This is a genomic window from Microbacterium sp. gxy059 (assembly GCF_050958665.1).
Lineage (GTDB): Bacteria > Actinomycetota > Actinomycetes > Actinomycetales > Microbacteriaceae > Microbacterium.
Genome location: NZ_JAMXWT010000007.1, coordinates 88,869 through 103,910, shown reverse-complemented (window position 1 = coordinate 103,910; position 15,042 = coordinate 88,869). Strand labels below are relative to the sequence as shown.

Genomic DNA, 15,042 nt, shown 5'->3' with positions numbered 1-15,042 from the left:
CTTACTTCCTCAGCTCGAACGTCGTCTGCCCGACCGTGATGGGGGCGCCGATGCGCACCGCCACGGGCGAGCGGGGCGCGACCCGGTGTCCGTCGTGGAAGGTGCCGTTGGTGGAGTCGAGATCCTCGAGCATCCACTGGTCGGCGTAGCGCACGAGGCGCGCGTGGTGGCTCGAGGTGTAGTCGTCGCGGATCACGAGGCCCGAGTCGCTGGAGCGCCCGATCGTGAGCGGCTCGGATCCGATCGGCAGCTCGAGCCCCTGCTTGGGGCCGGAGGTGATGACGAGACGGCCCACCGAGCGGGAGGTGGCCTCGGCGCGCACGGGCGCGGCGGCCTGGTGCGCCTGGGTGACTGCGTCGGGCCCGGCCGGGCGCACGGCGGCGGGGGGCGCGGGCGCGGCGCTCTCGGGCAGCTTGCGCACGCGGCCGCCGAACACCTCGGAGCGCAGCGAGAAGATGAGGATGAAGATGAACAGCCACAGCAGCAGCAGGAAGCCGTACTGCAGGATGAACAGGGTGAGGGAGCTCATCGTCGGCCCCCCTCGAACGCGTCGATGATCTGCGTCGCGTCGGCCTGCTGCGGTAGGCGCGGTGCGCGCTGGCGCGTCTCCGGGATCACGCGGAAGACGATGCGCGTGCGGCCGATCGTGATCGTCTGGCCGTCGGCGAGACCCGACTGCTTCACCTTCTGGCCGTCGACGGAGGAGCCGTTGGTGGATCCGAGGTCGCGCATCATCCCGCGCGCGCCGTCCCACAGGATCTCGACGTGGCGGCGGCTCGTGCCGGCGTCGGGGATCGTGATGTCGGCGTCGGACCCGCGGCCGATGACCGTGCGGGCGTGCGTGATCGGATGCCGGCGGCCGTCGATCTCGAGCACGGCCTGCCAGGAGACGTCGTCGGAGACCTGCGAGGTGTCGACGTCGATCGTGCCGGCCGAGACCTGTTCGTCGGAGAGCAGCTGGATGCTGAGGGGGCCCGCGAAGCTGTAGCCCTGCGAGGTCGCGTGCTTCTGCGAGATGGCGCGCAGCTCGTCGTGCAGAGCTTGGCCGAGCGCGGCCATGCGCTCGGCGTCGGACGGGTTGAGGCGCACGCGGTAGCTGTGGGGGGCGAGGATGCGCTCGCGGCTGACGACGGCGGCCTTCGTATCCATCTCCCGGCGCACGGCCGAGGCGATCTCGACGGGCTGGATGCCGCTGCGGAAGGTCTTCGCGAACGCGCCGTTGACGGCGCGCGAGAGACCTCGCTCGAAGCTGTCAAGCAATCCCACGGTTCTCCTCGGGGTCGGGAAGAGGTATGCGTCATGCTAACCGCCCGCCCTGACATTCCGGGACACCCGCGGGCGGCGCCTGATTGGCGTGCGGCTCGGCGGGCGTGATATCTTCGGGAAGTTGAGTTCGCGAACGCGTTCTCTGCGCGAGTGGCGGAATCGGTAGACGCGCTGGCTTCAGGTGCCAGTGTCCTGACGGACGTGGGGGTTCAAGTCCCCCCTCGCGCACACGAACGAGAAGGCCCCGGATCCTGGTGGATCCGGGGCCTTCTGCGTTGCGGGGATGCTACCGGGGCGCGAGGAGCGGCTCGCGACCCGCGTTCGGGTGGGCCTGCTGATCGCGGGCGCCGTCGACCTCCGACCAGATGGCATCGAGGGAGAGTCCGAGCGCCGTCGCGATCGCGGCGACGGTGGTGAAGGCGGGGGTGGCGACGCGGCCGGACTCGATCTTCCGCAGCGTCTCCGGCGAGATGCCCGCGTCCAGGGCGACGTCGAGCATGGATCGGGCGCCCCGCTCGCGGCGCAGCAGCGCCCCGAGGCGCTCCCCGCGCCGCACGTCCTCGGGGGTGAGGGGAAGTCTGACCATGCGCTCATTCTATCCCGGTATAGGATTACCGGTATAATTATCGGTCTTCCCGGAAGGTGCGCGCATGATCGAGATCCTCACCCCCGCCGAGGTCGACCGGGCGAGGGTCGCCGGCCGGGTCGTCGGCGACATCCTCGACGCCCTCCGCGCCCGATGCCGGGTCGGCACGAACCTCCTCGAGATCGACCGGCAGGCGAAGGAGATGATCCACGACGCCGGAGCGGTCTCCTGCTACGTCGACTACGCGCCCTCCTTCGGGAGCGGCCCGTTCGGACACCACATCTGCACGGCGGTCAACGACGCGGTGCTGCACGGCATGCCGCGCGACTACCGCCTGCGCGACGGCGACCTCCTGACGCTCGACCTCGCGGTCACGAAGGACGGCATCGCGGCCGACGCCGCGATCAGCTTCGTCGTCGGGAGCCTCCGCGACCCGGGCGACGCGGCGATGATCGCCGCCACCGAGCAGGCGCTGGCCGCCGCCATCGCCGTCGCGGCCCCGGAGGTGCGCCTCGGCGACCTCTCCCACGAGATCGAGCGCGTGCTCTCGAGTGCGGGGTACCTCATCAACACCGAGTTCGGCGGGCACGGCATCGGCTCGACCATGCACCAGGACCCGCACGTCGCGAACGCCGGGCGACCCGGGCGCGGGTACCGATTGCGTCCCGGCCTCCTGCTGGCGCTCGAGCCCTGGGTGATGGAGGACACCGACCGCCTCATCACCGACCCGGATGACGGGTGGACCCTGCGCAGCGCGACGGGCGCGCGTGCCGCGCACAGCGAGCACACCATCGCGATCACCGACGACGGGGCGGAGATCCTCACGCTCCCCGCTCGGCTCGCAGCCCGCTCGTGACGCGGCAGGGCGCCGAGTCGAGATGCCTCGTGGTCAGCGACCTGGCCCGCCGTCGCGGGTGTTCTGCAGGTAGGTGAGCACGGCGCGGACGCGACGGTTCTCCTCGACCGGGCCCAGGCCGAGCTTCGCGAAGATGCTGCCGATGTGCTTGCTCACGGCCGCGTCAGAGAGCACGAGGGCCTCGGCGATCCCGGTGTTCGAGGCGCCGTCGGCCATGAGCTCCAGCACCTCGCGCTCGCGGGTCGTGAGCGCGTCGAGGGGGCCGGGCGCGGATCCGCGCAGCAGGTGCCGCACGACGTCCGGATCGATGACCGTGCCGCCCGACGCGACGGTCTCGAGGGCCGCCGTGAAGTCGCGCACGCGGTTCACGCGATCCTTCAGCAGGTAGCCGACCCCGCCCTTGGGGAGCGTCAGCAGGTCGCGCGCGTAGGCGCCCGCGATGTACTGCGACAGCACGAGGACCGGCTGGCCGAGGTGCTCGGCGCGGATCGCGAGCGCCGTGCGGAGGCCGTCGTCGCTGTCGCCCGGCGGCATGCGCACGTCGGTCACGGCGACGTCGGGACGGGCGCCGTCGCGGATGAGGCGCGCGAAGACGGCGCGCAGCTCGGGAGCGGATCGGGCGGTGGCGACGACCTCGTGGCCCAGGCGCTCCAGGAGGGCCGTCAGAGCTTCGCGCAGCAGCGCGGAGTCCTCAGCGAGCAGCAGCCGCATCGCGCTCGACCCCCTCGTGCGTCAGGGGCAGCGACAGGCTCAGGATCGTCGGGCCGCCCGCGGGGCTGCGGACCGAGAACGCGCCGCCCAGCGTCTCGGCGTGTTCGCGGAGGCCGCGCAGGCCCGTGCCGACGGTCTCGTCCGCGCCGCCCCGGCCGTCGTCGGCGGCCGTCACGACGAGCGCGCCGTCTGCGATCCGCGCCCGCACCGTCAGCCGCGTCGCGCTCGCGTGCTTGGCCGCGTTGGTGGTCGCCTCGGTGACGAGGAAGTAGGCGGTCGTCTCGACGGGCGCGGGGAGCCGCCCGAGCCCTGCGACGTCGAGATCGAGCGGCAGCGGCGCCCTGCTCGCCAGGTCGTCGAGCGCGGCAGCGAGCCCGTGATCGGCGAGGAGCGCGGGGTGGATCCCCCGTACCGTGTCGCGGAGCGTCGCCATCGCGCGCTCCGCCTGGCACTGCACGGATCCGAGCGCCGCGCTCGCCGCGGCGGCGTCCGCACCCCGGGCGGCGAGGTCGTCGAGCTCGATGCTCACCATGCCGAGGCGCGCCGCGAGCGTCACGAGCTCCTGCTGCACGCCGTCGTGCAGGTCGCGCTCGATGCGCCGCCGCTCGGCCTCGAACGCCTCGACGAGCGTCGCCCGCGACTGCAGCAGCCGCTCGACGTTGCGCGCCAGCTCGCGGTTCCGGGGCCCGCACAGCGCGCGCAGCGCCGAGGCCTGCACCGCCGCGAGCAGCGCGTTCGCGTAGCCGAACAGGCAGAGCGCGACGAACGCGAGCGGCACGACGGGCCACCAGGTGCCGGGGCCGATCTCGGGGCGCACGTCGCCGAAGAGGTGGATCCGTCCGCCGCCCCGCGCCCCGAAGACGGCGATCGCGACGAGCACCGCGAGCATGACGGCCTCGAAGAAGAGCACGACGACGGCCGCGAGGCCCGCGACGACGTCGACGACGAGCGCGGCCGTCTCGCGCCACGTCGCGCCCTCCGTGATGCGCACCGACAGCCAGATCGGCCGCTGCTCCGCGGCGAGCGGCACGTGACCGGAGCGCTGAACCAGGAACCCGAGGATCCGCGTGCGCCGGCGCTCCAGCGCCCCGATCGCGATGCCCCAGAGCGGCAGGATCAGGAGGGTCGCGACCGCGACGGGCAGCAGCACCAGCCCGAGCGCCGCGCTCGCCGCGAGGTAGACGAGCGCGAGCCACGGCCACCGGCTCGCGAGGAACCGCCACGGCGGGCGCATCAGCGCGTGCCAGACGGTCGGGGATCCCATGCCGTCACCCTACGGAGCGGCGGCGCGCGCCGGGCGGAAGAGTAGAGCTGGCTCCACCCCCGGTCTCCCTCCCGCTCTCTCGTGCGCGGCCGCGGCGCCGCGTCGGATGGAGGCATGACAGAACCCCGAATCCAGGCCGCGGGCCTGGGCAAGACGTTCCCCGCCGCCGCGAAGGGCCAGCCGAGCGTGCCGGTGCTGCGCGGCATCTCGCTCGACGTCGCCCCGGGCGAGATGGTGAGCATCGTCGGGCCTTCCGGCTCCGGCAAGTCGACGCTGTTGCACTGCCTTTCGGGCCTCGAGCCGTACGACGCGGGATCCGTGCGCCTCGCCGGACGCGACCTCGGATCGCTCGGGCGGGGCGCGCTCGCCGCCCTGCGTCGCGAGCACGTCGGCTTCGTCTTCCAGTCGTACAACCTCATCCCGTCGCTGTCCGCGCGTGAGAACGTCGCGCTCCCCGCCCGGCTGGCGCGGCGGCGCGCGGATCGCGGCGCGGCCGATCGCGCCCTCGCCGCCGTCGGGCTGGCGGATCGGGCCGGCCACCGCCCGGGGCAGCTCTCGGGTGGTCAGCAGCAGCGCGTCGCGATCGCCCGGGTGCTCGCCGCGGGTCCCGACATCGTCTTCGCCGACGAGCCGACCGGATCCCTCGACACCGCGACGGGGGCCGAGGTGCTGCGCCTTCTGCGCGACGTCGCGCGGGGTGACCGGTCGGTCGTCGTCGTGACGCACGACCTCGACGCCGCGGCCCTCGCCGACCGCGTGCTCGTGCTGCGCGACGGCGAGATCCATCGCGAGCTGCGCGATCCGTCGCCTCGGCAGGTGCTCGACGCCCTCACGCAGGCGAGGGCCGGCGCATGATCCGCCTCGTGCTGACGGATCTCGCCGCGCACGCCCGCGTGTGGGCGGGCACGCTCGCCGTGATGGTCGCCGCGGGGCTCGTCGGCGCCGTGGCCGCGGGCCTGCTCGAGACGGGCGGCCGGTACGGCGGGCAGGTGCAGGAGGGCCTCGCGAGCGCCAGCGCGGCCGTCATCATGTTCACCGCGATCGCGGCGTTCGTCGTCATCGGATCCTCTGCGAACCTCGCCGTGTCGCTGCAGCGCCGCAGCTACGCGCTCTGGCAGCTCGTCGGCATCCGGCCCGCGCGGGTGATGGCGGTGGTGGTGGCCCAGCTCGCGATCGTGGGCGCTCTCGGTGCCCTCGTCGGCGCGCTGCTCGCCCGACCGGTCTTCGCTGAGCTGTTCCGCTGGGTCTTCGGCGACTGGACGGGCATGGGCGACGTCGTGCCCGCGATCGGGCCCGCCGGCATCGGCGCGACGGTCGCGGTCGAGGTGGGTGTTGTCGTGGCGGGCGGGTTCCGCGGTGCCCGGCGAGCCGGCCGCACGCCCCCGATCGAGGCGCTGCGCGAACCCGAGGACCCGCGGGTGCGGATGGGGTGGATCCGCTCGATCCTCACGCTCCTGCTGTGCGAGGCCGTCGTGCTCGTGAGCGCGAGCCTCGACGGATCCGCGTCGCTCTCGGCGTTCTCGGGGCAGGCGATCCTGATGACCCCGCTGATCGCCGCCGTGCTCGCGGCGGCCGGCCCGCTCACGTTCCCCCTCGCGCTGCGGGCGTGGACCGCGGTTGCGCCCGTCCGGGCGTCGGCCGCCTGGTTCCTCGCCCGGCACGCCGCGCGGCACCGGCTCGGCCGGTCGACCGCGGCGATCGGCCCGCTCATGGTGGCGGTCGCGCTCGCCGGAGGACTCGCCACGATGGCCGACAGCATCGCGGCCGCGCAGAGCGTTGACGCCGGCCTCGAGCCCGAGGGCGTCGTGCTGCTGCTCGGCGGGCCGCTGCTGCTCTCGGCCGTCGCCGCCGCCGCGACCGTCTTCATGTCGGGGCGGGCGCGCGAGCGGGAGTTCGCACTGATCCAGGCGGCCGGATCCACGCACGCGACGATCGTGCTCGCCGCGGTCTACGAGGCGGTCGTCTACGCCGTCACGGCGGCCCTCCTCGGGGCGCTCGCCGTGCTCATCGACGGCGCCGTCATCGCCGGGCATCTCGGGCTCGCGTGGCCTCGGGTGGCGTTCGCGCCGATGGCGCTCGTCGCTGCCGGAGGGCTGGTGCTGCTCCTCGTCGCAACCGTCGCGCCGACGGCCGCGGCGCTGCGCCGGCCGATCCCGCGAACGCTCGCGGGGGTGTAGGGGGTCACGGGCGGCGTACGCCGCGGTGCTCGTCCCAGACGGCGGCGATCTCGTCTTCGAGTGCCTGCCACGCGCCCAGGCTCCGCACGCGCCCGTGTACGTCGAGTCGTTCGACCAGGTGGGATCTCCACGCGCTCAGCGCTTGGACCGTGAGCCGTCGTCGCCCGCCCTGCGGTGCGGCCTGTCGCAGCACGTCGAAGAGGACCGCCTTCGGGTCGGCGATCCCTTCGATCTCATGTGGTTTCGGGAGATCCAGCGCCTCGGATCCCCGCGGGTTCCCGCAGACCGCGCGTATCTCCGCTTCGTTGAGCAGCAGCCACGCCTCGGTCATCGTGACAGGGATCACCGGGACGATGCGCGGCTCGTCGCCCTCCGCCCAGGCGATGTTCGCCGCGGCGCGCGCGATCTCCGACGTGCGCGCCTCCCGCCCTGCTCGATCGGCGTCCCTGTGTACGAAGACGATGTGGAAGGAGTCGCGGTTCTCCGCCATCTCCGCGAGCGCATCCTCCACCGAACCGCGCTTCGTGTGCGCCTCCCCGTACACCTCGTCGAATCCGGCCTCGACGAGCAGCGTCTCGAGGGCCGTGACGAGCGGGGCGTCGCTCGTACCCTCGCACAGCAGGGCGAACTGGCAGTAGTCCGTGCGCACGGTTACCCCGCGACCGTCGGCGTGAGTCCTGAGAGCATGTTCTGCTGCGGTGCGTCCGGCGGGTAGCTGAGGTAGTCGATGAGCGCCCTACGGGAGCGCATGAAGCGCTCGCCTCCCGGCACGTCGTCCCTCCACGTGCCGCGCGCTGCCAGCAGCCGCACCGTGCGGACGCTGCCGTCGTCTTCGCGTTTCGCGACCGGAGCCGCTTCCAGCAGCTCCTCGTCGTTCTGTAGCGAGACCATGTGCGGCGAATGCGTGTTCACGATGACCTGACGGAGGGGGTTGTCCGGTCCGACGGGCTGATCGGTGCTCACGGCGAGGTCGCGCAGCAGCCGGACCATGCCCTCGAGCTTCCCGGGGTGGATGCCGTTCTCCGGTTCCTCCATGCAGATCACGCCGCGGCTGTCGGCGTCGAAGAGGACCGTGCTCAGGGCGAGGAAGCGCAGCGTTCCGTCCGACAGCGACTTCGCGGGGAAGTCGGCGTCGGAGCCGCCCAGCCGTGCTCGAAGCGTCAGGACGTCGCGCTGCGGATCCGCGTAGACCGACACCGAGCGCACATCGACGAGGTCGCTCACGCGGTCGGCGACGAGCGACTCGACGTCGTCGTCGCGCTGCCTCGCCAGGCGGTAGAGGGTCGCGGGCATGTGGGCGCCGTCTGCTCCGATGCTCTGTCGCGCCGAGAATCCGTCCGGCGCGCGCATCGCCGTGGGCTCCAACGCGAACGTGCGCCAGCTCTGCAGCTCCCGGCGGAAGGCGAGGATCGTCGGCTGATCCACCGTGGTCACGGTCGAGACGACGGATCGCGGGGCGCGCGCCGCGGGGGACGTGTTCTTGCGCCCCTGGTTGCCCTCCTGATGGACGGCGATGGCGGTGAGCCCATCGTCCGTCTCGGTGGTGGAGATGAATCCGCCCGGCGTCTTCCGCCTGTTCCACACGACCGAGTCGCGGAAGGCCTTCCGCCCTCGGAGCCACGGCGCCCGATCGATCGCCTCGCCCGACTTGATGTAGGTCAGATCTTCGCGCAGCAGCTGCACCATGCCGTAGGGCGACCGGAACGGCTCGTCGCCCGGAGGCAGGAATCGCAGGCCGATCTCGTAGCGGAGGAACGTGGACTGCGCGGTAGCCTCGCGCCCGAAGTCGTCGGTCACCTGGGCATCGACGATGCACTCGACCGCGAGCTCCATGTCGCGGTACGTGCCGTCCCTACGGCGCGAGAACAGCGACGAGATGTCCGTGGGAACCTGACCGGCGTCGCCGCGGAGCGACTGCGCCGCCTCGATGAAGGTCTCGTCCGCGAGGGCGGAGAGGAACTCGATGGCGTCGAAGATATTCGACTTGCCCACGGCGTTCGGCCCGGCGATGCAGGTGTACGGGCCGAAGTCGACGCTGAACCCGAGCAGGTTCTTGAACCCCGTGGCTTCGAGTCGCGTCAGCATGGCGGCAGTTTACGGGGCTCTTCGCCGATGAGGGAGCGGATAGCGGATCGCGTAGCTCCGGAGTGACGGTCGAGGTGGTCGAGCGGCGTGGGCATCCGCCGCGGGTCCTCCGACACTTGGCCGTGGTGGTGCCGGGACGTCTTCGGCGCCCGCTCACGCCCCGCGCAGGAGCCCGTGCTCGTAGGCGAGGATCACGACGTGCACGCGGTCTCGCACGCCGAGCTTCGCGAAGATCGCGTTGACGTGCGACTTGACCGTCGACGGCGCGAGGAATAGCTCGTCGGCGATCTCGGGGTTGCTGAGCCCCCGCGCGATCGCGAGGAACACGTCGCGCTCCCGCGGGCTGAGCGCCCCGAACCCGGGCGGGAGGGCCGCAGGCGCGCGCTCCGGCGCGCGCGTCGGGTCCAGGTAGTGCGCGATGAGCTCCGCCGTGAGCCGCGGGGCCGCGACGGCGGACCCCGCCGCGACCGTGCGCACCGCGTCCGCGAGCGCCTCCGGCCGCGTGCTCTTCAGGAGGAACGCGCTCGCGCCCGCCTGCAGGCTGCCGAACGCGTACTCGTCGAGGTCGAACGTCGTGAGCACGATCACGCGCGTCGCCGGCCGGCGCCTGGCGAGGATCCGCGTCGCCTCGATGCCGTCCCGGCGCGGCATGCGCACGTCCATGAGCACGACGTCCGGCTCCGTGCGCGCCGCGACCTCCACCGCCTCGACCCCGTCGCCCGCCTCGCCGACCACCTCGATCCCGTCGGCGGAGTCGAGGATCAGCGCGATGCCCGTCCGCTCGAGCGGCTGATCGTCGACGACGACCACCCGGATCCGGCCCGTCACGAGACCGCCTCCCCGCAGGGGAACGACGCCCGCGTGCGCCACCCGCCGTCGGGCGAGCCCTCGCTCGTCGGCACCGGCCCCGCCTCGACCTCGCCGCCGAACGCCTCCGCGCGCTCGCGCATCGCGCGCAGCCCGACCCCCGCGCCCGGGCTCCGGCGGCGCGGCGCGGGGCGCCCGTTGTCGACGACCGACACCGCGATCAGCTCGCGCTCGCGGGAGATCCTCACCTCGACCCACGTGGCGCCCTGCGCGTGCCGGAGCGCGTTCGTGAGCGACTCCTGCACGATGCGGTGCACGGTCGTGCGCAGCGCGGGATCCTCGGGCAGATCGGTCTCGACGGCGAGCCGCACGTCGGCCGCCGCCCGCTCCTCGCGGAGCGCGACGAGCTGCTCGATCGCCTCCCGCCCGGCCCGGCTCGCGCGCACCGCGACGCCCAGCGCGAGCGCCGCGAGCGTCGCGGGCTGGAGCAGCACGACCGGCCAGTCGCCGCGGAGGCCGAGGAGGATCCCGACGCCGCAGACCGCGAAGATCGCGGCCTCGCCCGCGAGATAGCCGAGGATCGCGACGGGGAGGCGGACGGCGGCCGCGAGGGCGCAGACCGCGAAGACGCTCTCGAAGAGCGCCGGCGGGGGGCTGTGCGCGGCCACAGGGCTGAGCGCCGCCAGCGACACGGCGACGAGCAGCACGGCGAGCGGATGCGACCGGCGCCACCAGAACGCGACCGCGACGCCCGCCGCGCACGCCCACCCGAGCCAGGCGTGAGGCGGGGGACGAGGAGCAGCGCCGCGACGGTCGGCGCGGTGCAGGAGAGGATCACGAGCGCGTCGGCGATGCGCGGCCGATCCGCGAACCAGCGCGCGAGACGCGGCCGGGGCAGCGCGAAGTCGTCGCGCACGGCCGCAGGCGCCACCATCGCTCCTCCCCTCCTCGCCCCGTGCGGGGCTCTCGAACGACGTAGGCGTCCCGCCCCCGCGCGGCCACCACCCGCGGGTGGAGATCCGCGGATCCCGGGATGGACCCGCGGGCGGTGTCGGCGCGCCCGCCCCGGATCCGAGCATGAGAGGACGCGCACGCCGAGCGAAAGGGAACCGCCATGACCGCCTCTCCGACCACCCGAGCGGGCTGGCTCCTGCGCGCCGAGGGCCTCGGCAAGACGTTCGGCGCCACGCAGGCGCTCGCCGCCGCCGACCTGTCCATCCGCCCCGGCGAGGCCGTCGCGATCATGGGCCCTTCCGGATCCGGGAAGTCGACCCTCCCGCACGCGCCGGCCGGGATCGTCCCGGCCGACAGCGGGGCCGTGATCCTCCGCCGCCCGGACGGAGACGGCGTCGACGATCTCGCCGCCCTCTCCGACGACGAGCGCTCGGCGCTCCGGCTGCGCCGCTTCGGCTTCGTCTTCCAGCAGGGCATGCTGCCGCCGGAGCTGACGGCGGCCGAGAACATCGCCCTGCCGCTCCTGCTCGCGGGCTCCTCGCGGGCCGACGCCGCCCAGCGCGCCGAGGAGGAGCTGCGGGCGCTCGGGCTGGACGGGCTCGGGGGCCGGCGCATCGGGGCGCTGTCTGGCGGTCAGGCGCAGCGCGTCGCGATCGCCCGCGCGCTCGCGCCGGACCCCAGCATCGTCTTCGCCGACGAGCCGACGGGGGCGCTCGACTCGCACACCGCCGACGAGGTGCTGGACGCGCTCCTCGCGGTCGGGCGCGGACCGGACCGGGCGGTGCTCGTCGTCACGCACGACGAGCACGTCGCCTCCCGCTGCGACCGGGTCGTGCGGCTGCGCGACGGCCGGATCGAGGAGGGGTCGTGAGCGTCCGCGCCGGCCTCCTGCTCACGCGCCCCCGTGCGCAGTCCGCGACCGTTGCCGCCCTGCAGATCGCGGCCTCCGCCGCGACGACGCTGCTCGCCTTCGCGGTCGCCCTGCTCGCCCGCGCCTTCTGGAGCGTCCCGTCCGACGAGATCGGCTATCCGATCCTCGCCGCGGGGCTCGTCGGCGTGCTGCTCGTGCCGCTCGCCACCCTCGGCACCGCCACCGCGCGGCTCGGCGCTCGCAGCCGCGACGACCGGCTCGCGACCCTGCGGCTGCTCGGCGCGACCGCCGGGCGCGTGCGCCGGCTGGCGGTCGCCGAGGCGACCCTCTTCGCGGGGATCGGCGTGCTCGCCGGATCCGTCGCCTCCCTCGCGCTGCCCGCCGCGCTCGGCCTGCTCTCCGTCTTCGGGCGCCCGCTGGATCCCCTGCAGCTGCGCCTGCCCTGGTGGCTGATCGTCGGGATCCCTCCCGCGCTCGTGCTCGTCGCGGCGCTCAGCGCGCTGCTCGGCCTGCGGCGCGTGGTGCTCTCGCCGCTCGGGGTGCGCACGCGCCAGGACGCGCCCCGGCTGAGCTGGCTGCGCGTCGTCGTCGCGCTCGCCGTGCTCGGCGGCGCGGTGCTCGTCGTGCAGACGGTCTCGCCGAGCTGGGGCGTCGCCGCGGCCATCGGCGCGCTCGGGCTCGCGGTCCTCGCGCTCATGGCCGTCCTGGGCGTCGTCGGTCCGTTCGCCTGCTCGGCGATCGCGCGCCTCGTCGCGCGGCGCACCCCGGATCCCGCGCGCCTCGTCGCCGCACGCGGGATCGAGGACGACCCGCGGGCGGCCTGGCGCGGCGTGTCCGCGCTCGCGCTGGCGACCTTCATCCTCATCCCCGCGGGGTCGCTGCTCGGGTACCTCGACACGATCGCGCGCAGCCAGAGCCGCGAGATCATGACCGAGGACCAGCTGCTCCTGTTCGGCGACGCCCGCACGATGCTCGTCGTGCTCGTCGCGGTCGCGTTCCTCATCGTCGCCTGCCAGGCCGCCATCACGCAGACCGCCGCGGTTCTGGAGGGCCGGGAGCTGCACGTCGCCCTCGACCGCATCGGCATGCCGCGGGCGCGGCTCGAGCGGGCGCGCCGTCTGCGCGCGACCCTGCCGGCGGCCGTCGCCGTCATCGGATCCGCGGCGGCGGCCGTCGCGTTCGCGTTCCCGCTCGTGTTCATCGCCGTCGCGGTGGCGCCGCTGTTCGTCGTCGCGATCGTCGCCGTGCTCGCGCTGGGGCTGCTCCTCATCCGCGCGGGGGCGGCCGTCGCCTCTCCCGCGCTGCGTCGGGTGCTCGCCGCGCCCGCGCGAGGGGAGTGACGGTCAGCCCTGCTCGTCGGGCTGGATCTCGGGCAGCAGCCGCGGTCCGGATCCGTCCGTGCCGAGCTCGTCGTCCGGGTTGAGCACGCGGCAGCTGCGCAGCGAGACGCATCCGCAGCCGATGCACTCGACGAGCTCGCGCTCCATCCGCTCGAGCTCGCGGCGCCGGACCTCGAGGCGCCCGCGCCAGCGCTCGCTGATGCGGCGCCAGTCGGTCTTGCCCGGCATGCGGTCCTGGGGCAGGTCGGCGAACACCTCGCCGACCTCGGCGAGGGGGATGCCCATGCGCTTGGCCACCTGGATCACCGAGACGCGGCGGATCACGTGCCGCGCGTAGCGGCGCTGGCCGCCCGGCGTGCGGGTGGACGAGATGAGGCCCTGCCGTTCGTAGAAGTGCAGGGCCGAGACCGCGACGCCGGTGCGGCGGGCGACCTCTCCGACCGTCAGGAGATCGGTGGGGACGGGCTTCTCATCGCTCATGGTTGACCTCAACAATTGTTCAGGTTCTAGCGTAGCCGGCATGAGCGAAGAAGACACAGGCACGGCCGAGATTCCCGTGCCCTCCGATGCCCCGCGGCAGGCCGCGGGGACCTGGGGCGAGCTGTTCCGGCCCGGCCACCTCACCGCCTCCCTCGTGCTCGCGGGCGGCGTCGCCGTCTACGCGATGAACACGTTCATCACGGCGGCCCTGCTGCCATCGACCGTCGCCGACATCGGGGGAGCGGCCTACTTCTCCTGGGTCACCACGGGGTTCCTCGTGGCCTCCGTGCTCGCGTCGATGCTCGTCGCCCGCGCGCTCGCCGCCTGGGGCGCCGCTCGCGCCTACCTTGTCGCGTTCCTCCTGTTCGCCGCGGGATCCCTCGGAGCCGGGCTCGCGCCCGTCATGGAGGTGCTCGTCGCCGCCCGGGTGCTGCAGGGGCTCGGCGGCGGCCTCCTCGCCGGACTGGGGTACGCCGTGATCCGCAGCGCCCTCCCCGAGCGGCTCTGGACCCGCGCCACGGGACTCGTGTCGGCGATGTGGGGCCTCGGCACGCTCGTCGGCCCGGCTATCGGCGGGCTCTTCGCGCAGTGGGGATCCTGGCGCGGCGCCTTCTGGCTGCTCGCGGTCGTCTCGGTCGTGCTCGGCGTGATGTCGGTGCGCGGCCTGCCGGCGGGAGGGGGCGCGGCCGAGGACATCGGGCGCCTCCCCGCCGCGTCGCTCGTCGCGCTCGTGCTGGCCGCTGCCGCGTTCAGCGTCGCGGCGGTCGTGCCCGTCGGGTGGCCGACGGCGGCCTCGCTCGGCGCCGGGCTCGCGCTCGGCGTCGTCTTCGTGCTGATCGAGCGCGCGTCGGCGTCGCCCGTGCTGCCGCACATCGCGTACCGGCGCGGCAACCCGCTGAAGTGGCTCTACCTCGTGCTCGGCATCCTCAGCGCGGCCGCGATGGTCGAGATCTTCCTGCCGCGGTTCGGCCAGGAGCTCGCGGGCATGACGCCCCTCGTCGCCGGGCTCTTCGGCGCGACGGTGTCGGTCGGGTGGAGCGGCGTGCAGCTGTTCAGCGCGAGCGTCGACCGCCCCCGCACCCGTCGGCGCCTCATGGTGGCGGGCCCCGTGCTCATGACCGCGGGCCTGGCGCTGTTCGCCGTGACGCAGCGGGCGGACCCCTCCGGGGTCGAGATCGCGCTGTGGGTCACGGGGCTCGTCGTCGCCGGCGCGGGCGTCGGCATCGCCTTCCCGCACCTCAGTGTCGCCGCCATGCACAGCACCGACGATCCCGTCGAGGGGGCGAAGGCGGCCGCAGGCGTCGGCACCGCAGAGCTCATCGCGAACGCCCTCTCGTCGGCCCTCGTCGGGGTGCTCGTCGCCGTGGGCGGTCCGGGCGCGGCCGGATCCGCGACGATGGGCGCGGGGATCGCGGTGCTCGGCGCCCTCGGCATCGTCGCGATCGCGCTGGGCCTGCGACACCTCCCGCGGCGCTGAGGGGCGGATCCGCTCTGGCCCGTCGGCGCCCGGCGCGTGCAGCGGGGGAGCGACGCGGCCCGGGCCTGCCCCGGGGCCTCCGCGTCATCGCGACGTCCGCGTCCGATGTCCTCATGTCGTCGCGACGTCCGCGTCATCCGGCGCGGATGCCGCGAAGTCGTGGGGACC

General features: G+C 74.0%; 16 protein-coding genes and 1 tRNA gene. 7 read left to right on the top strand and 10 right to left on the bottom strand.

The window, feature by feature from the left end; genetic code table 11:
• Position 1 precedes the first annotated feature (1 nt).
• Positions 2-529, bottom strand: a complete 528-nt coding sequence (locus NHL53_RS06355) for an FHA domain-containing protein FhaB/FipA (RefSeq protein ID WP_433776008.1) — start codon at positions 527-529, stop codon at positions 2-4.
• Complete coding sequence (locus tag NHL53_RS06350) at positions 526-1,266, bottom strand: FhaA domain-containing protein (protein WP_433776007.1); 741 nt, start codon at positions 1,264-1,266, stop codon at positions 526-528. The genes NHL53_RS06355 and NHL53_RS06350 overlap by 4 nt, the downstream gene beginning before the upstream one ends.
• A gap of 144 nt (positions 1,267-1,410) precedes the next feature.
• Between NHL53_RS06350 and NHL53_RS06345 the strand changes: the two genes are divergently transcribed.
• Positions 1,411-1,494 (top strand) — tRNA-Leu (locus tag NHL53_RS06345).
• A 58-nt stretch (positions 1,495-1,552) separates the two neighbouring features.
• Here NHL53_RS06345 and NHL53_RS06340 read toward each other — a convergent pair.
• Positions 1,553-1,852: a helix-turn-helix domain-containing protein gene (locus NHL53_RS06340; RefSeq protein WP_433776006.1), complete on the bottom strand. Its 300-nt coding sequence runs from the start codon at positions 1,850-1,852 to the stop codon at positions 1,553-1,555.
• A gap of 64 nt (positions 1,853-1,916) precedes the next feature.
• Between NHL53_RS06340 and map the strand changes: the two genes are divergently transcribed.
• On the top strand, positions 1,917-2,708 hold the full coding sequence (gene map / locus NHL53_RS06335; RefSeq protein ID WP_433776005.1) for a type I methionyl aminopeptidase: 792 nt from the start codon (positions 1,917-1,919) through the stop codon (positions 2,706-2,708).
• A 33-nt stretch (positions 2,709-2,741) separates the two neighbouring features.
• Here the strand turns inward: map and NHL53_RS06330 are convergent, their stop codons facing one another.
• Both NHL53_RS06330 and NHL53_RS06325 read right to left on the bottom strand, forming a co-directional pair.
• Positions 2,742-3,419 carry a LuxR C-terminal-related transcriptional regulator gene (locus NHL53_RS06330; protein WP_433776004.1) on the bottom strand — a complete coding sequence of 226 codons (678 nt, stop codon included), beginning with the start codon at positions 3,417-3,419 and terminating at the stop codon, positions 2,742-2,744.
• Positions 3,400-4,683 carry a sensor histidine kinase gene (locus tag NHL53_RS06325; RefSeq protein ID WP_433776003.1) on the bottom strand — a complete coding sequence of 428 codons (1,284 nt, stop codon included), beginning with the start codon at positions 4,681-4,683 and terminating at the stop codon, positions 3,400-3,402. Before NHL53_RS06325 ends, NHL53_RS06330 begins: the two co-directional genes overlap by 20 nt.
• A gap of 114 nt (positions 4,684-4,797) precedes the next feature.
• Here NHL53_RS06325 and NHL53_RS06320 point away from each other — a divergent pair, with 114 nt between their 5' ends.
• Both NHL53_RS06320 and NHL53_RS06315 read left to right on the top strand, forming a co-directional pair.
• The gene (locus NHL53_RS06320; protein WP_433776002.1) at positions 4,798-5,538 is read left to right on the top strand and encodes an ABC transporter ATP-binding protein; all 741 of its coding nucleotides are present in this window, start codon (positions 4,798-4,800) and stop codon (positions 5,536-5,538) included.
• On the top strand, positions 5,535-6,860 hold the full coding sequence (locus tag NHL53_RS06315; protein ID WP_433776001.1) for an FtsX-like permease family protein: 1,326 nt from the start codon (positions 5,535-5,537) through the stop codon (positions 6,858-6,860). Before NHL53_RS06320 ends, NHL53_RS06315 begins: the two co-directional genes overlap by 4 nt.
• 4 nt (positions 6,861-6,864) lie before the next feature.
• On the opposite strand, the gene NHL53_RS06310 is transcribed toward NHL53_RS06315, so the two are convergent.
• From NHL53_RS06310 to NHL53_RS06295, 4 genes are all read right to left on the bottom strand, one after another.
• A complete protein-coding gene (locus NHL53_RS06310; protein WP_433776000.1) occupies positions 6,865-7,509 on the bottom strand; it encodes a hypothetical protein in 645 nt (214 codons plus the stop codon).
• Positions 7,510-7,511: 2 nt separating this feature from the next.
• Positions 7,512-8,945 carry an AAA family ATPase gene (locus tag NHL53_RS06305; RefSeq protein WP_433775999.1) on the bottom strand — a complete coding sequence of 478 codons (1,434 nt, stop codon included), beginning with the start codon at positions 8,943-8,945 and terminating at the stop codon, positions 7,512-7,514.
• A 153-nt stretch (positions 8,946-9,098) separates the two neighbouring features.
• Positions 9,099-9,773, bottom strand: coding sequence for a response regulator (locus NHL53_RS06300; RefSeq protein WP_433775998.1), 675 nt, complete (start codon positions 9,771-9,773; stop codon positions 9,099-9,101).
• Positions 9,770-10,459 carry a sensor histidine kinase gene (locus tag NHL53_RS06295; protein WP_433775997.1) on the bottom strand — a complete coding sequence of 230 codons (690 nt, stop codon included), beginning with the start codon at positions 10,457-10,459 and terminating at the stop codon, positions 9,770-9,772. Before NHL53_RS06295 ends, NHL53_RS06300 begins: the two co-directional genes overlap by 4 nt.
• A 407-nt stretch (positions 10,460-10,866) precedes the next feature.
• On the opposite strand from NHL53_RS06295, the gene NHL53_RS06290 reads away from it, so the two are divergent.
• Both NHL53_RS06290 and NHL53_RS06285 read left to right on the top strand, forming a co-directional pair.
• The gene (locus NHL53_RS06290) at positions 10,867-11,577 is read left to right on the top strand and encodes an ABC transporter ATP-binding protein (RefSeq protein WP_433775996.1); all 711 of its coding nucleotides are present in this window, start codon (positions 10,867-10,869) and stop codon (positions 11,575-11,577) included.
• Positions 11,574-12,917: an FtsX-like permease family protein gene (locus NHL53_RS06285; protein WP_433775995.1), complete on the top strand. Its 1,344-nt coding sequence runs from the start codon at positions 11,574-11,576 to the stop codon at positions 12,915-12,917. Before NHL53_RS06290 ends, NHL53_RS06285 begins: the two co-directional genes overlap by 4 nt.
• A gap of 3 nt (positions 12,918-12,920) precedes the next feature.
• On the opposite strand, the gene soxR is transcribed toward NHL53_RS06285, so the two are convergent.
• Positions 12,921-13,397, bottom strand: a complete 477-nt coding sequence (gene soxR / locus NHL53_RS06280) for a redox-sensitive transcriptional activator SoxR (protein ID WP_433775994.1) — start codon at positions 13,395-13,397, stop codon at positions 12,921-12,923.
• A 40-nt stretch (positions 13,398-13,437) separates the two neighbouring features.
• Between soxR and NHL53_RS06275 the strand changes: the two genes are divergently transcribed.
• Complete coding sequence (locus NHL53_RS06275; RefSeq protein ID WP_433775993.1) at positions 13,438-14,874, top strand: MFS transporter; 1,437 nt, start codon at positions 13,438-13,440, stop codon at positions 14,872-14,874.
• Positions 14,875-15,042: the final 168 nt, after the last annotated feature.

Coding starts and splice junctions, on each gene's coding strand:
- NHL53_RS06355 (WP_433776008.1), bottom strand. CDS start 529: ATGAGCTCCCTCACCCTGTTCATCCTGCAGTACGGCTTCCTGCTGCTG.
- NHL53_RS06330 (WP_433776004.1), bottom strand. CDS start 3,419: ATGCGGCTGCTGCTCGCTGAGGACTCCGCGCTGCTGCGCGAAGCTCTG.
- NHL53_RS06340 (WP_433776006.1), bottom strand. CDS start 1,852: ATGGTCAGACTTCCCCTCACCCCCGAGGACGTGCGGCGCGGGGAGCGC.
- NHL53_RS06275 (WP_433775993.1), top strand. CDS start 13,438: ATGAGCGAAGAAGACACAGGCACGGCCGAGATTCCCGTGCCCTCCGAT.
- soxR (WP_433775994.1), bottom strand. CDS start 13,397: ATGAGCGATGAGAAGCCCGTCCCCACCGATCTCCTGACGGTCGGAGAG.
- NHL53_RS06320 (WP_433776002.1), top strand. CDS start 4,798: ATGACAGAACCCCGAATCCAGGCCGCGGGCCTGGGCAAGACGTTCCCC.
- map (WP_433776005.1), top strand. CDS start 1,917: ATGATCGAGATCCTCACCCCCGCCGAGGTCGACCGGGCGAGGGTCGCC.
- NHL53_RS06315 (WP_433776001.1), top strand. CDS start 5,535: ATGATCCGCCTCGTGCTGACGGATCTCGCCGCGCACGCCCGCGTGTGG.
- NHL53_RS06305 (WP_433775999.1), bottom strand. CDS start 8,945: ATGCTGACGCGACTCGAAGCCACGGGGTTCAAGAACCTGCTCGGGTTC.
- NHL53_RS06325 (WP_433776003.1), bottom strand. CDS start 4,683: ATGGGATCCCCGACCGTCTGGCACGCGCTGATGCGCCCGCCGTGGCGG.
- NHL53_RS06290 (WP_433775996.1), top strand. CDS start 10,867: ATGACCGCCTCTCCGACCACCCGAGCGGGCTGGCTCCTGCGCGCCGAG.